The sequence below is a fragment of the Streptomyces acidiscabies genome, from assembly GCF_020010905.1.
GTDB classification, from domain to species: Bacteria; Actinomycetota; Actinomycetes; order Streptomycetales; family Streptomycetaceae; genus Streptomyces; species Streptomyces acidiscabies.
Genome location: NZ_JAGJBY010000002.1, coordinates 4,168,733 through 4,184,389 on the forward strand (window position 1 = coordinate 4,168,733; position 15,657 = coordinate 4,184,389).

Annotated in this window: 10 protein-coding genes; 7 read left to right on the plus strand and 3 right to left on the minus strand. The window is 72.4% G+C overall.

Features of this window, described 5'->3' with window-relative positions; all coding sequences use genetic code 11:
- Positions 1-253: 253 nt before the first annotated feature.
- From J8M50_RS49540 to J8M50_RS44775, 7 genes are all read left to right on the plus strand, one after another.
- Entirely contained in the window at positions 254-2,152 is a 1,899-nt protein-coding gene (locus tag J8M50_RS49540) for a BTAD domain-containing putative transcriptional regulator (protein WP_178865483.1), read from the plus strand.
- Positions 2,153-2,157: 5 nt separating this feature from the next.
- A complete protein-coding gene (locus J8M50_RS44750) occupies positions 2,158-3,066 on the plus strand; it encodes an aromatic prenyltransferase (RefSeq protein WP_010352237.1) in 909 nt (302 codons plus the stop codon).
- Positions 3,067-3,111: 45 nt separating this feature from the next.
- Positions 3,112-4,848: an FAD-dependent monooxygenase gene (locus tag J8M50_RS44755; RefSeq protein ID WP_010352238.1), complete on the plus strand. Its 1,737-nt coding sequence runs from the start codon at positions 3,112-3,114 to the stop codon at positions 4,846-4,848.
- A gap of 49 nt (positions 4,849-4,897) precedes the next feature.
- Complete coding sequence (locus tag J8M50_RS44760) at positions 4,898-6,415, plus strand: FAD-binding oxidoreductase (protein ID WP_010352239.1); 1,518 nt, start codon at positions 4,898-4,900, stop codon at positions 6,413-6,415.
- Between the two features lie 74 nt (positions 6,416-6,489).
- Positions 6,490-8,103 carry a prenyltransferase/squalene oxidase repeat-containing protein gene (locus J8M50_RS44765; RefSeq protein ID WP_010352240.1) on the plus strand — a complete coding sequence of 538 codons (1,614 nt, stop codon included), beginning with the start codon at positions 6,490-6,492 and terminating at the stop codon, positions 8,101-8,103.
- A gap of 48 nt (positions 8,104-8,151) precedes the next feature.
- The gene (locus J8M50_RS44770) at positions 8,152-10,263 is read left to right on the plus strand and encodes an MMPL family transporter (RefSeq protein ID WP_010352241.1); all 2,112 of its coding nucleotides are present in this window, start codon (positions 8,152-8,154) and stop codon (positions 10,261-10,263) included.
- An 85-nt stretch (positions 10,264-10,348) separates the two neighbouring features.
- Complete coding sequence (locus tag J8M50_RS44775; RefSeq protein WP_010352242.1) at positions 10,349-11,638, plus strand: AfsR/SARP family transcriptional regulator; 1,290 nt, start codon at positions 10,349-10,351, stop codon at positions 11,636-11,638.
- Positions 11,639-11,709: 71 nt separating this feature from the next.
- Here J8M50_RS44775 and J8M50_RS44780 read toward each other — a convergent pair whose 3' ends face one another.
- The 3 genes from J8M50_RS44780 to J8M50_RS44790 are packed head-to-tail and all read right to left on the minus strand — an operon-like array spanning position 11,710 to position 15,195.
- The gene (locus tag J8M50_RS44780) at positions 11,710-12,705 is read right to left on the minus strand and encodes a class I SAM-dependent methyltransferase (RefSeq protein ID WP_010352243.1); all 996 of its coding nucleotides are present in this window, start codon (positions 12,703-12,705) and stop codon (positions 11,710-11,712) included.
- Positions 12,702-13,784, minus strand: a complete 1,083-nt coding sequence (locus J8M50_RS44785) for a type III polyketide synthase (RefSeq protein ID WP_178854869.1) — start codon at positions 13,782-13,784, stop codon at positions 12,702-12,704. The genes J8M50_RS44780 and J8M50_RS44785 overlap by 4 nt, the downstream gene beginning before the upstream one ends.
- A 58-nt stretch (positions 13,785-13,842) precedes the next feature.
- Positions 13,843-15,195 (minus strand): nitrosuccinate lyase, encoded by a 1,353-nt coding sequence (locus tag J8M50_RS44790; protein ID WP_010352245.1) that lies wholly within the window; start codon positions 15,193-15,195, stop codon positions 13,843-13,845.
- Positions 15,196-15,657: the final 462 nt, after the last annotated feature.

Consider the following 15,657-nt stretch of genomic DNA (forward strand, 5'->3'; position numbering starts at 1 on the left):
ATTCCGGCTGCTCGGCCCGGTCTCCGTGACCAGGGAGGGCTCGGACGTTCCGCTCTCCGGAGCCAAGATCCATACCGTGCTCGCCGTGCTGTTGATGGCACGCGGCACACTCGTCGCCGACAGCCGGCTCAGCGCCGCGCTCTGGGGGGATACACCGCCACCAACGTCGAATTCGCAGATATACACCTACGTCTCAAGGCTCAGGAAAACCCTGGGGAACTGTGCGCGGATCTTCCGGAAAGGGCCTGGATATGTGCTCGAAGTCCGGGAGGCCGACGTCGACCTGTTCTCCTTCGAGCGGCTCGACCAACTCGGCCGCGAGGCCCTTGAGCAGAACCGGCCCGAAGAGGCCGGCCGGCTGCTCGGCGGGGCGCTCGACTGCTGGAGCGGCCAGGCCCTGGAGAACGTGACCGAACACCTTCTGCGGTACGAGCGGCCTCGGCTGGAGTTCCGGCGTACGCAGGCGCTGGAGCGCAGGATCGAGGCGGACCTCTCACTCGGCCGACACCGCGCCCTAGTCCCCGAGCTGCTGTCCCTGGTGGCCCGTTTCCCGCTGGACGAAACCTTGCGCGCCCACCTGATCACGGCTCTGCACCGCTCCGACCGCCAGGCCGAGGCGGTCCAGGTGTACGACGAGGGCCGCCGCGCCCTAGCCGGACAACTAGGCGTAGTACCGGGCCGCCATCTGGCCGACGCCTACCTAAAAATGCTGCGAGGCGACAGCACAGAGCCGCCACCCGTACTACTGCCACCCCGATGCACCACATTCACCGGCCGCACAGCAGAGGCGGACCGCTTGAGGTCGCTGCTCCTAGGCGCCCGCTTGAGATCGGCCCTGATCACAGGAGCCCCCGGCACAGGCAAAACGGCCCTGGCCATCGAGGTAGCCCACGGCTGCGCGGAAACGTTCCCGGACGGCGTGCTCCACGCAAGCCTCCGACATCAGGACGGCACGGCACGGACACTTCGCGAGGTCCTCACGGAACTGCTCGGCGTACTGGGGGAATCGGGCAAGGGGGATGGGCCGGGGCGGGCGGGAGCGGCAGGCACCGGCGGACCGGGGCGAGCGGGAACGGCTGGCACCAGCGGACCAGGGCTGGGGAAACGGGCTGGCACCGGCGGGCCGAAGTCGGGAGAAGTGGCTGGCATCGGCGGGCCGAGGCCGGTGGGACCGGGAGGCATCGGCGGGCCGGGACGGGCGGGAGCGGCGGACGTCGGTGGGCTGGGGCTGGCGGGACCGAGAGACACCGGCTGGCTGGAGCTGGGGGAAGCGGCGGGCATCGGCTGGCCGGGGCGGGCGGGAACGGCTGGCACCAGCGGACCAGGGCTGGGGGAACGGGCTGGCACCGGCGGGCCGAAGTCGGGAGAAGTGGCTGGCATCGGCGGGCTGAGGCCGGTGGGACCGGGAGGCATCGGCGGACCGGGACGGGCGGGAGCGGCGGACGCCGGCGGGCTGGGGCTGGCGGGACCGAGAGACACCGGCTGGCTGGAGCTGGGGGAAGCGGCAGGCATCGGCGGATCGGGATCGGACGGCATCGGCTGGCCGGAGCGGGCGGGAGCGGTGGACACCGGCTGGTCGGAGTCGGAGGAACCGGCTGGCACCAGCGGGCCGGGGTCGGGGGAACCGGTGCACGCCGGTCGCCCCGAGCTGGACGACCTCGTGCGTCGCTACCGCGCCCGCCTCGCCCGCACCCACCTCCTCCTCGTCCTCGACGACGCCGTCAGCGACGCCCAGCTCACCCCCCTGCTCCCGCCCGACCCGGACAGTGCCCTGCTCGTCACGAGTCGGGCCCCGCTGGCGGCCGTACCCGCAGCTCACACGCTCACCCTCGGCCCGCTGGACGAGGAGGACGCCGTTCGGCTGCTCGCCGAAACCGCCGGCGCCGACCGGATCCGCGCGGAACCCGACGCCGTCCGCGACCTCGTACGGCACTGCGCAGGGCTGCCGTCGGCGCTCAGCAGCGCGGGCGCCCGGCTGGCGCGGCGCCCCCGGCTCACCGTGGCCCGTCTGCTCACCCGGCTCACCGAGCCCCGCACCCGAGAGCCAAGTCCCCGACAGGCAAGCACCCGAGAGACACGCCCCCAGCAGCCAAGCCCCCGACAGACAACCGACCGACATACCAGCACCCGACAAACCAGACAAGGAAGGTGACCGCCATGAACGAAGCGGTGCACGCCCTCCACTCGGCCATCGATGACGCGGCCGGGCTCCTGGAGGTGGACTACGAACGCGGCGATGTGCTGCGCATCCTGAACCTGTACGGAGGTGAACTCGCCGACGCCGTCGTCGCGTTCCGCGTGTCCACCGGCGAGGGCCGCGCGGGTGAGCTGGACTGCCGGTTCACGATCCCCGACGGGCTCGATCCGTATCAACTTGCCGTCGACAATGGGTTGTTGGAGAAGGATGGCCATCCCGTCTCCCGGCTTCTCGCCGAGCTGAGCGCGCGCTGCCCCGTCGACGGCTACGGCATCGACTTCGGCGTCGTCGGTGGCTTCAAGAAGATCTGGGCCGTCCTGCCCCGCACCCAGCTCCAGGACGTCAGGACGCTCGCCGCGCTCCCCTCGATGCCGGGCAGCCTCGCCGCGAGCCTGGACTTCATCGACCGGCACGGCCTCGGCGACACCGTCGGCCTGCTCGGCGTCGACTACCGCCACCGCACCGTCAACATCTACTTCGGCGAACCCCCCGCCGGAGGCATCGCGCCGGAGTCCGTCCGGGCCATGCTCCGCGAGGTCGACCAGGCCGAACCCAGCGAGCAGATGCTCCGCCTCGGCCGCCAGGCGTTCGGCGTGTACGTGACCCTCGACTGGGACTCCCCGGCGATCACCCGCGTCTGCTTCGCCGTCGCGACGACGGACCCGGCGTCCCTGCCGGTCCAACTCGACGACCGCATCCGGCAGTTCGTACGGCACGTCCAACGCGCCGACCCGGAGACCAGGTTCGTGTACGCCGTCGCCTCCCAGCCGGACGGCGAGTACTACAAGCTCCAGTCCTACTACCGGTGGGGCGCGGGAGTCCCGGACATCATGCAGCTCCCCGACGGCGCCCTCGCGGACCCGGTCTGACCTCCCCCCTTTTCCCTCATCCAACTCCTTCCAGAAGGACGAACCATGAGCACCGTAGACGTACCTGTCCTGATCGTCGGAGGCGGCGGCTCCGGCCTCGCCGCCTCCGTGTTCCTCTCCGCCCACGGCATCGACCACCTCCTCGTGGAGCGCCGCGCGGACACCTCACGCCTGCCGAAGGCGCACTACCTCAACCAGCGCACGATGGAGATCTTCCGCCAGCACGGCCTCGCGGACGACGTGACCGAACTCGCCGCCGGGCCCGAGCAGTTCGGCAAGGTCCGCTGGCAGACCACGCTCACCGGCCCCGGCCCCCTCGACGGCCGCGTCATCCACGAGATGGACGCCTTCGGCGGCGGCGAGCTGCGCACCTCGTACGAGGCGGCGGGCCCCGAACTGCCCGCCAAGCTGCCGCAACTGCGCCTGGAGCCGATCCTGCGCCGCCACGCAGAGCAACAGGGCCCGGGGCGGGTCAAGTTCGGGCACGAGGTGGTCGCGCTGACCGAGAACGCCGAGAACGTCACCGCCGAGATCCGCGACACGGAGACCGGCGAGACGACGACGGTCGTCGCGCAGTACGTGATCGCGGCGGACGCCGGCCGCACCGTCGGCCCTGCCCTCGGCATCCAGATGGAGGGCCTGCCCGCCCTGTTCGACGCGACCACCGCGTACTTCTCCGCCGACCTGTCGCAGTGGTGGACCGAGGGCTCGGTCATCACCTGGTTCCTCAACCCCTACCGCCCCGACCTGTCCAGCGCGCTCATCGAGATGGGCCCGACCTGGGGCAAGCACTGCGAGGAGTGGGGCCTGCACCTGCCCCTCGCCGGCATCGACCGCACCGACGAGGCAGCCGTCGTCGGCCGTATCCGCGAGGTCCTCGGCCTGCCCGAACTGGAGCTGACCCTGCACGACGTGACGAGCTGGAGCGTGGAGGCGGTCATCGCCGAGCGCTACCGGCAGGGCAGGGTGTTCCTCGTCGGCGACGCCGCCCACCGGCAGCCCCCGGCCGTCGGACTCGGGCTCAACAGCGGCATCCAGGACGCGCACAACCTCGCCTGGAAGCTCGCCTCCGTGCTGACGGGCCGCGCGGGAGACGGCCTGCTCGACACGTACGAGGCCGAGCGCCGCCCGGTCGGCCAGTTCAACCTGGGCTGGGCGATGTCCGCCGCCGGACACCACCAGGTCGTCATCGACGCCGCCGTGGGCCTCGGCCCGCACGTGCCGCCGCAGCGCCGTACCCCGGTGTTCTTCTCCTACTTCTCGCCGACCCCGGTCGGGGCGGCGCAGCGGGCCCGCGCGGCGGAGATCTTCGCGACCCACCGCGCCGAGTGCCAGGCCCTGGACGTGGAGACCGGCTTCGCCTACGAGCGCGGCGCGGTCGTCCCCGACGGCAGCGCCCCGCCCGCCCGTTCGCCCCTCGGCGACGTGTACCGGCCCACCACCCGCCCCGGCCACCTCCTGCCGCACGCCTGGACCGAGGAGGACGGCGAGCGCCTGTCCACCCACGACCTCGTCGGCACCGGCTTCGCGCTGCTCACCGGCCCGGACGGCACCGCCTGGGCCGAGGCCGCCGAACAGGTCGCCGACAAGCTCTCCGTACCGCTGACCGTGACCCGTGTCGACGAGGCCGTCTGGCAGTCCCTGCCCGGCACCGGTCCGGCGGGCGCCGTGCTGGTACGCCCCGACCAGCACGTGGCCTGGCGGGCGACCGGCACCGAGGCCGACCCGGCCGGCGCCCTGGCCGAGGCGTTCTCCCTCGTCCTCGGGCACCGCGCCCCGTAACCCGCCGCCCGCCCTTCCTCCCTCACGAAACGAACACGGAAACAACACCATGATCGACAGAAGGTCCTTCCTCGCGGTCGGCGGCGCCGCACTCGCCACCACCGCGCTCACCGGCGCCGCACAGCCCAAGTCGGCCACCGTCAGCGGCCGTTGGAGCAAGCTCGCCGACCGGCTCCAGGGGCGTCTGGTGCTCCCCGCCGACGCCGACTACCAGCGGGCCAAGCAGCTCTACCAGGTCCAGTTCGACAGCGCGGCCCCCCAGGCGGTCGCCTACTGCGCCTCCGCCGCCGACGTCTCCGCCTGCGTCCGGTTCGCCGCCGCCCACGGCATCCCCGTCGCCGCCCGCAGTGGCGGCCACAGCGCGGCCGGCTACTCCACCACGCAGGGCCTCGTCATCGACGTATCGCAGCTCAACTCGATCGCCCTGGGCGAGAGTTCGGTGCGGATGGGTCCCGGTGCCCAGCTCGTCGACATCGCCGACACTCTCGCCCCGGCCGGGCTCGGCATCTCCGCCGGCTACTGCCCGACCGTCGCCGCGGGAGGGTTCCTCCAGGGCGGCGGGATGGGGCTGTTCACCCGCAGCATCGGCATCGCCTCCGACAAGGTGACCGCCGCCCAGGTCGTCCTCGCGGACGGACGGATCGTCAGCGCGTCGCCGCACTGCAACAGCGACCTGTACTGGGCGCTGCGCGGCGGTGGCGGCGGCAACTTCGGGATCGTCACCTCGTACGACATCGCCCCCTCGCCGCTGACCAACGTCGCCGCCATCAACCTCGTGTGGACCTTCGACCAGGCCCTCGACATGCTCGACGGCTGGACGCAGTGGCTGCCCGACGCGCCCTGGACGATCGGCAGCGGCGTCAACGTCACCCTCACCGACGCGGGCCCCGGCGGGGTGCCGACCGCGTCCGTGTTCCTCGGCTCGGTCGACACCGGCGCCGGGTTCGACGCCGAGATCGCCCGGCTGATCTCGCTGGTCGGCCGTCCGCCGGTCTACCAGCAGAAGTTCACCGCCCCCTACCGGGCGATCCTCATGCAGCTCTACCAGTGCTCCGACCTCACCGCGCAGCAGTGCCACCGCACCGACACCTCGCCCGACGGCAAGATCCAGCGCCCCGCGTTCGGGGCCTGGCGCAGCCGCCTCTTCAAGGAACGCGGTATGCCGCGCGACGGCTGGGCCAAGGCGCTCGACGCGTTCAACGGCAACCGGTTCGCGGGCGGGCAGATGCGCCAGCTCCAGATCTCCGCGCTCGGCGGCCGGGCCAACACCGTCGCCCGCGACGCCACCGCCTACGTCCACCGCGACAGCCTCTTCTCCGTCAGCTACCTCACCTCCAACGCGGCCTCCGCGAGCGAGGAGGCCAAGGCCGCCGCCTGGGAGTACGTCGACAACGGGTTCGCCGTCATCGACCCCCACTCCCAGGGCGAGACCTACCAGAACTTCATCGACCCCCGGCTGCCCGACTGGCGGCGCTCCTACTACGCCGAGAACTACGCGCGGCTGGCCCGGATCAAGCGGACGTACGACCCGTACGGGTTCTTCCGGTTCGCCCAGAGCATCGGCTGACCCGCAGGCCCGGCCCCCGCTGCGGGGCCGGGCCCGTTCTCCGCCACCCAGGCCGCACCAGACAGGAGCACGACATGAAGATCGCGGACCTCACGCGCCCGGCCCCGCTGCGACTGCCCCAGGGGATCACCCCGGCCGAACTGCGCCACGCCACCGCCCGCCTCACCGCCCACATCAGCGCCAGAACCGACGACGACGGCGCGATACGCGAACAGTGCGAGAGCCGGGTCCTGGAATCCGCCCTCGCCCTCGCCCTGATGACCCGCACCGACGCCGCCTCCCCGGCCCGCGACCGCCTCCTCGGCTATCTGCGCGGCCACCTGGAGTCCCCGGACGACCTCGACCGCGTCCTCGCCACCCACGCCGTCGAAGGCGCCGCCGGGCGGGCGGCGGGCGGCAACAGCGTCCTCGCCGGGACCCTCGCCGCGAACATCCTGGGCTCCGCGCCCGGCTTCATCTCCACCCGGCGGCGCCTCATGGTCTACGCCGTGCTGTCGGTCCTCGGCTGCCCGCTGCCCGCCGACGCGGAACTCCCCGGCGGCGGACACGTCCCCACCGACCCGCTGCACTCCTGGGCCGCCGTCCAGCAGGCCGCGATCACCCTGATCCTCGCCACCGCCCTCGGCGTCCACAACCAGGCCACCGACACCGCCCTGGACACCCTGCTGGCCACCGACCCCGACACCACCGTCTGGGAGGGCTACGCGCTCATGCACCTGCTGGTGCTGCACGCCCTCGCCGGCACCGGCCGCCACGACGACACCGTACGGCGCGGCCTCACCACCCTCCTGCGCCACCAACGCCCCGACGGCGGCTTCCCGTTCGTCCTGGAGATGCACAACTGGTGCACCTCCACCGGCGGCCTCGCCCTGCACGCCGCCGGCGCCGACCCCGCACTCCTGCGCCGCATGGCGTCCACCCTCGCCGCCGAACGCGGCGGCGCCCCCCTGCCCTCCCTCTCCCGGGGCACCCCCCTCACCGGCGGCTGGTCCATGTCACCGGCCGTCGCCCAGAACGACGTCGACGACACCTCCTGCGCCCTGGAGTTCCTGCACGCCGTCGCCCCCGTCGCCCACGCCGGGACCGTACGCGCCGGCGTCGCCGCCCTCCTCGCCGTACAGGGCGCCGACGGCGGCTTCCCCACGTACGTCGCGGGCGCCTCGTCCGAACCCTGCATGACGGCCGCCGCCGTCGGCGCCCTCGGCCCGCACCCGGCGACTGCCCCGCAGCGGGCGAAAGCGCTCGCGTTCCTCGCCGACCACCAGGACGAGGACGGCGGCTTCGAACCCGGCTGGAGCCGCTCCCGGCTGCACAGCCTCTTCCGGGTCCGGCTCGCCGCCTGCACCGCCCACCCCGACGACCTGCGCTCCGGCGCCATGGCCGCCCGCGTGGAGCGCACCGTCCTCGACACCCAGAACGACGACGGCGGCTGGGGCATGCGCCCCGGCGACCCCAGCGACGACATCAGCACCGCCTACGGCATCGTCACCCTCTGCCACGCCGACGACCCGCGCGCCCTCGGCGCCGCCCTCACCTGGCTCCTGGAGCGGCAGAAGGCCGACGGCGGCTACGGCGGCCCGCCCGACATGGTCGGACCGCGCCCCTTCGCCTACCACTTCCCCCTGCTCACCGACATCCCGGTCCTGCTGGCCCTCGGACACGTCCGGGCCCGTCTCCTGGACACCTGAGCCCTCCTGAGAAACAACCGTCCCCCACACCACACTGGAGACACACGCATGCTGCGAAAACTGGCCGCCCTGCCCAGCGGAAGGGTGGGCAAATGGGTCGTCATCGCGATCTGGGCCGTGATCCTCGTCCCCGCGCTGATGCTCGCCGGGAAGCTCGGTGACGCCGAGGAGAACGACAACTCGGCCTGGCTGCCGGGCAACGCCGAGTCCACCGCCGTCGTCGAGCGCGCCCAGAAGCTGATGCCCGCCGACACCGTCCCCGCGATCGTCGTCTACGACCGGGCCGCCGGGACCACCCCCGCCGACCTCGCCAAGGCGCGCGCCGACGCCACCGCGTTCAAGAGCATCACCAACGTCGTCGGCGAACCCCAGGGCCCCGTCGTCTCCGAGGACGGCAAGGCCCTCCAGACCGTCGTCCAGGTCCGCAAGGACAAGACCGGCTGGGAAGGGCTCGGCAAGGTCGTCGACGCCATGACCGACGTCGGCGAGAAGGACGCGGCCGGGCTCGGCTTCCACGTCGCCGGGCCCGCCGGGTACGGCGCCGACTCCATCAAGGCGTTCGGCGGAGGCGGCGCGCTCACCACCATCACCGCCCTGGTCGTCGTCGCGATCCTGCTGCTCACCTACCGCAGCCCGCTCCTGCCCCTGCTGCCGCTGCTCACCGTCGGCGTGGCCCTGATGGCGGCGGAGGCGCTGATCTACCTGCTCGCCGAGAACGCCGGACTGGTCGTCAACAAACAGACCAGCTTCATCCTCGTCGTCCTGCTCTTCGGCGCCGCCACGGACTACGCGCTGCTATTGATCTCCCGCTACCGGGAGGAACTCGCCCGCCACGAGGACCGGCACGAGGCGATGGCCGAGGCCCTCTACCGCTCCGGGCCCGCGATCGTCGCCAGCGCCGCGACCGTCGCCGTCAGCCTCATGCTCCTCACCCTCGCCGTCCTCAACTCCACCAAGGGCCTGGGCCCGGCCTGCGCGGTCGGCATCCTCGTCGGCCTGCTCGCCATGACGACCCTCATGCCGGCCCTCCTTGTCGCCTGCGGGCGGTGGATCTTCTGGCCGAAGAAACCCGTGTACGGCGCCGAGGCGCAGGCCGTGGAGAGCGTCTGGGACCGGGTCGGGAACGTCATCTCCGGCCGGCCCCGCCTCGTGTGGGCCGGGACCGTCCTCGTGCTCGGCGCGATGGGGCTCGGGGCGCTCGGGCTCGACGCCTCCGGCCTCTCCAACAAGGACCAGTTCACGAACAAACCGCAGATGGCCGTCGGCGAGGAGATCCGCGCCGAGCACTTCCCGGCCGGCTCGGGCGACCCCGTCTACGTCGTCACCAAGGCCGACGCCGCCGCCCAGGTCAGGACAGCTCTTACGGCCGTACCCGGCATCACCGGCGTCGGCGACCCCGTCGTCAAGAGCGGCGAAGCGGTCCTGCTCGCCCAGCTGAAGGACGAGCCCAGCAACGAGGCGGCGATGAACACCGTCGACCGCGCCCGCACCGCCGTCCACAAGATCGAAGGGGCCGACGCGCAGGTCGGCGGCTCCACCGCGATCATGCTCGACACAGAGAACGCGGCGGCCCGCGACTCGAAGGTGATCATCCCGATCGTCCTCCTCGTCGTCCTGCTCATCCTCGGCCTGCTGCTGCGCGCGGTGGTCGCGCCGCTGCTGCTGATGGCGACCGTCCTCCTGTCGTTCGGCGCCGCCCTCGGCGTGAGCAGCCTCGTCTTCGAGCACGTCTTCGGCCTCGCCGGCGCCGACGCCTCGTTCCCGCTGCTCGCGTTCGTGTTCCTCGTCGCCCTCGGCATCGACTACAACATCTTCCTGGTCACCCGCGTCCGCGAGGACGCCGCCCTGCACGGCACCCGGCGCGCCGCGCTCACCGGCCTCTCCGCCACCGGCGGGGTCATCACCTCGGCGGGCGTCGTCCTCGCGGGCACCTTCGCCGCGATGGCCTCCCTGCCGCTGGTCTTCGCCGTCGAACTCGGCTTCGCCGTCGCGTTCGGCGTCCTGCTCGACACGCTCGTGGTGCGCTCGGTGCTCGTCACCGCGCTCACCCTCGACGTGGGCCGCTGGATGTGGTGGCCCAGCAAGCTGTTCCACCGCCGCGACGACGCGGACGCGTCCGCGGGTGAGAGCGGGCAGGTACCCGCCTACAGCGGCAGGTGAACCGTCTCTGCCACGGCGACCCCGTCCGGGGTCCCGTGGCAGGGGCGACCGCACGCACGGAAACACGGCAACGGGGGCAAGATCCATGCACACGGAGACGAGGGACAGGGAACTCCGCCGCGACACCACGACGGAAGGCACCGGTGCGCGGCGCATCGCGGAACTCGAACACGAGGTCCGCGAACTCAGACGCGCGAATGAGACGCTCAAGCAGTACGTCAGTAAGGCACTTGATCTCGATACCGGGCCTCGGGGGGAGGAGCGGGCGGGTGTGCGGGCTGCGGGGTCGGATCTGGATGTGGACCGGGCGGGCGGGCGATCTGCGGGATCGGACGTGGAGGTGGACCGGCCGGGCGGGCGGTCTGTGGGACCGGGCCGGGACTTGGACGCGGACCGGCCTGGCGTGCAGTCGGACGGGGATCGGTCGGGCGTGCAGTCCTTGAGCCGGGACCCGGACGTGGATCGGTCGGGTATGAGGTCTGCGGGACGAGACCTGGACCTGTACGCGGACCGGTCCGGCACGCGGTTCTCGGGCCGGGACCCGGACCGGTCGGGCGGGCCGGACCCGGAGCGCCCCTCGCGCAGGCCCGCGCCCGCCACCGGCGTCGAGTTCCGGGTGCTCGGTCCCGTCGAGGCCGCCGTCGACGGGCGCTGGGTCGACCTCGGGGCGCCCAAGCAGCGTGCCGCGCTCGTCCTGCTGGTCAGCCAGGTCGGCCAGCCCGTCTCCGTCGACGCCCTCGTCGACGCGCTGTGGGAGGGGCGGCCCCCGCAGTCCGCGATCACCTCGCTGCACGCCTACATCGCCAACCTGCGGCGCGCCCTCGAACCCCACCGCGCGCCCCGCACCCCGGCCACCGTGCTGTGCACGCGCGGACGCGGCTACCTCCTCGACAGCCGGGCCGTGGAGGTCGACGCGCATCGCTTCTGGGAGCACGCGACCGCCGGGTGGCAGGCGCTGGACCGGGGTGATCCGCAGCGCGCGCTGTACGCGTTCGAGGCGGGTCTCGGGCTGTGGCGGGGGGAGGCGTACGCGGAGGTCGCGGGCGCGCCGCACGTCGCGCCCGAGGCGGTGAGGCTGGAGGAACTGCGGCTGTCGGTGGTCGAGGGGAGGTGCGCCACCCTCATCGCCGTCGGCAATCACGAGATGGCGGTGCCTGAACTGGTCGCCTTCACGCAGGCGCATCCCTTGCGGGAGTACGGCTGTGAGTTGCTCACTCTCGCGCTGTACCGGTCGGGACGGCAGGCCGACGCGCTCTCGGTGCTGCGGGCTCACCAGAAGAAGATGGTCGAGGGGCTGGGCATCTCACCGAGCCCGGCGTTGCAACATCTGGAGCTGGAGATCCTGCGGCAGGCACCGGAGTTGGAGCGCTCCTGATCCTCCGGAGAGGAAGTGACCCTCTCGACCACGTGGCGCGGTGACCCTCCCGGGGGCCACCGCGCCGCTCGTCACCGGGCCAGTACGAGGGTCGTCGGCGATGGTGTCTCCACGAACCGCACCTCCTCGAACCCGGCCGCCGTCAGCCACGCGTGATAGTCGCTCCGCCGCCAGGTGGAACCGTGCCGGCTCTTCAGGAGCATCTCCCCGGCGAAGGTCAGCGCGAAGGCGGGCCCGCTGCGCTCGTCGTCGGTGATGTAGTCGGAGACGACGAGCGTCCCGCCCGGCCGCAGGGCCCGCCGGATGCGGGCGAACACCGCCTCGTTGTCCTCGGGCCCTTCCTGGTGGGCGATGTTGGAGTACATGACGACGTCGTGCTCCCCGTCCCCGAAGTCGACGGTGTGGAAGTCGCCGTCCACATGCTCGACCCGATCGCCCACCCCCTGTTCGGCGAGCAGCCGTCGGGCGATGGCGTTGATCGGCACCCAGTCGATCTGCGTGGCACGGGCGTCCGGGTTGAGGCCGAGCCACACCGCCGAGCACACCCCGGAACCGCCGCCGACGTCCAGGACCGAGATCTTCCCGGCATCGGCCAGCCCGAGTTCCTCGGCGGCGATGTGCGCGACGGGCACGGACTGCGCGGCGATCGCCTGGACCAGGTTCTCCCAGTGCGGGTTGTCGGCGACCTCCACGACCGCGTCCGACACCGGACCGCCCGCTTTCACGACGTCCGGCAGCGCGGCCAGCGAGCCGAGGTGGCCCATCTTGAGGCGGGCGAACGCGGCCAGCGACGCGGGCTTGCCGGAGACCAGGAACGCCGACGCCTCAAGGGAGTTGCGGTAGCGGCCGTCCGCCACCTCGACCAGCTCCAGCGCGACGAGGCCGTCCAGGAGGGCCTGCGCACCGCGTACCGCGACACCGGCCCGCGCCGCCAGCTCCTCAGGGGTGCCGGCGCCGTCCTCAAGGTGGGTGAACAGGTCGTACGTCGCGGCCGTGCCCACGACTCCGGTCGCCCAGTAGCCGTTGATCAGCCGCATCACGCGGTCGGATGCGGGGGTGCTGGTCATGCGGTCCTCCCCATGGAGTGGTGGTCGTCGACCCAGGTGCCGAGGGCCATCTCGGCGGTGATGCCGGGGCCGAACCCGGCGATCAGGCCGGTCGCCCCGGTGGGCAGCGGGCCTTCCTCGAACCGTCTGCGCAGGGCGTCGAGGACGACGGCGCTGGCGATGTTCCCGTACTCGGTGAGCGTCCCCCAGCTGTGCCGGAAGACCGAGCCGTCGACCCCGAGGTACTTCGCGAGGTCGTCCAGGATGCGGGGGCCGCCCGCGTGGATGATGTAGAAGTCCAGGTCCCCGGCGTCCCAGCCGTGGCCGGCCGCGAGGTCCTTGAGGACCGGCGCGAGCGGCTCCATGGTGCCCGGCACCCGACGGTCGAGCTGGAAGTGGAACCCCGTGTCCCGGACCGCGTACGAGATCCAGTCCTCGGTGTTCGGGATCAAGTACGAGGCGTTGCGCGCCAGTTGGACACCAGTGACACCCGATCCGCCTCCGCCGCGTACGACGGCCGCCGCGACCGCGTCGCCGAACAGGCCGTCCGACAGCAGCGAGCCGATGTCGTCCGCGTCCGGCTGGTAGCACAGGGAGCACAGCTCGCACGACACGATCAGGACGTTGCTGTCCGGGTGCGCCGCGCAGAAGTCGTGGGCCCGGTTGATCGCCGCGCCGCCCGCCGCGCAGCCCAGTTGGGCGATGGGCAGTTGCCGGGTGTCGTAGCGCAGGCCCATCGTGTTGATCAGCCACGCCGTCAGCGAGGGCATCATGAAGCCGGTGCACGACACGTAGATGATCGCGTCGATGTCCTCGGCCCGCAGCAGCGCGTTCGCCAGCGCCTCCTCTATCGCCTCCGGGCAGCGCTTCTTCGACTCCATCTCGTAGATACGGTTCCGTTCCTCGAAACCGGGGTGGGACAAGGTCTTCTCGATGGGCTGGACCAGGTGTCGTTTCTTGACCCCGGTGTTCTCTATCAGCCGGAGCGCGAGCGGCAGTTGCGGTTTTCCGGCGTGTGCCGTGCGGGCGAAATCCAGGGTCTGTTCCATCGTGATGACGTATTCCGGTACGCGCACTGCGGGTTTGCAGAGAATGGGCATGTCCGGCATTCGCCTCTCAGCAGTAAGGGAATTCTCGGAAAGTGTTTGTTCAGAGGGGTTAATGCCGGACGACTTCGTCGTCGACCAGCAGGGCGGCGGCGCCCGTGTACGTGCAGGGGTCCAGCAGGCGGGAGATCCGGTCGGCCGTCAGATGCGCGGTGACCTCGGGCAGTTCGCCCAGGACGTCACCGAGAGCGCGCTCGCTGCGGTCCGCCTGCGCAGAGGCTTCGGTCACCAACTCGCGGGCGCGGGCCTTGCCGAGCGGTCCGGCGAGGGCGGCACAGATCCGCTCCGAGACGATCCGGCCGCCGGTCAGCTCCAGGTTCGCGCGCATCCGGTCGGGCCGGACGACCAGCCCTTCGGCCAGCTCCACGGCCGTGTGCGCGGCGCCCCCGGCCAGCCGCAGGCACTCCCGCAGCAACTGCCACTCGGCGTGCCAGACCCCGGCCGACCGCTCGTCCTCGCACACGAGACACTGCGTCAGCCCTGCCGCGAGCACCGGGACCTGGAGCGCGGCGCTGCGCAACAGGGTCGCCAGTACGGGGTTCTGCTTGTGCGGCATCGCGGACGACGCGCCCCGCCCGGCCGGTGAGGGTTCGGCTACCTCGCCGACTTCGGTCCTGGCCAGCGACTGGACGTCCACGGCGATCTTCCCGAGCGCGCCCGTGGTCAGCGCGAGTACGGCTGCGAGGTCGGCGATCGGGGTGCGCAGCGCGTGCCAGGGCAGGGGCGGCCGGGCGAGGCCCGTCTCCACGGCGTACGCGTCGAGCAGCGGTCCCACCGGCCCCGCTTCCTGATACCCGGCAAGCGTCCCGGCGGCCCCGCCCAACGAGAACGGCAGCCCCCCGTCCAGCAACGCCGCGACCCGGTCCCGGGCATCCAGCACGAGCCGCCGCCAGCCGGCCGCCTTCAGCCCGAAGGTGGTGGGTACGGCGTGCAGGGCGAGGGTCCGCCCGGCGAGCACGGTGTCCCGGTGCCGCACGGCGAGTTCGGCGAGCGCTGCGGCGGTCCGCTCCAGGTCGGCACGGACCAGGGAGAGCACCCGGCGGGCGACGAGCATGGCGCCGGTGTCGAAGACGTCCTGGCTGGTCGAGCCGTGATGAACGTACGCGGCGGCGTCGGGCGAGGTCTCGGCGACGACCCGGGTGAGGGCGCCGACGAGCCCGACCACGGGGTTCGCGGTCTCCCGTGCGATGAGGGCAAGGGCGCGGACATCGAACCGCTCGACGCGGGCGGCCTCGGTAATGACCTTGGCGGCTTCGCCGGGGACCACCCCAACGACGGCCTGCGCCCGGGCGAGCGCGGCTTCGGCGTCCAGCATGGCTTGCAGCCAGGCGGCGTCGGAGGTGGCGGCTTCGGCGGGGGTGCCGGCGCGGACGGGGGAGAGGAGGCCGAGGTCGTGGTCGGTCATGCGGACGCTCGCAGGGTTGGGGGTGACGGGGGTGATGCGGGGGAGGGGGGTGTGGCTGGAGGGGCGTCGGTGGAGGGGGTCTGCGCAGGGGCTGAGGGCGTGGTGGGGAGTTCTGGCGTGGGGCGGGTGGGAGTGGCCGGGGTGTCGGCGGGTTGTGTCCGCGCGGGATCGGAGGGTGTGGGGTGAGCGCGGGTAGCCGGGGTGCTGGCGGGTGGTGTGCGCGCAGGACCTGAGGGCGTGGCGGGGAGTTCTGGCGCGAGGCGGGTGGGAGCGGCCGGGGCACCGACGGACGGTGTCCGTGGGGTGGGGAGTTCCAGCGCGGGGCGGGTGGTAGTGGCCGGGGTGTCGGTGGGTGGTGTCCGCGTGGGGTCCGAGGGAGCGGCGGGAGGTTCTGGCGTGGAGTGGGAGAAAGGGGTCGGCGAGGCAGCCGGGATGTGCGGGGGAGCCGAGGGCGCGATGGCG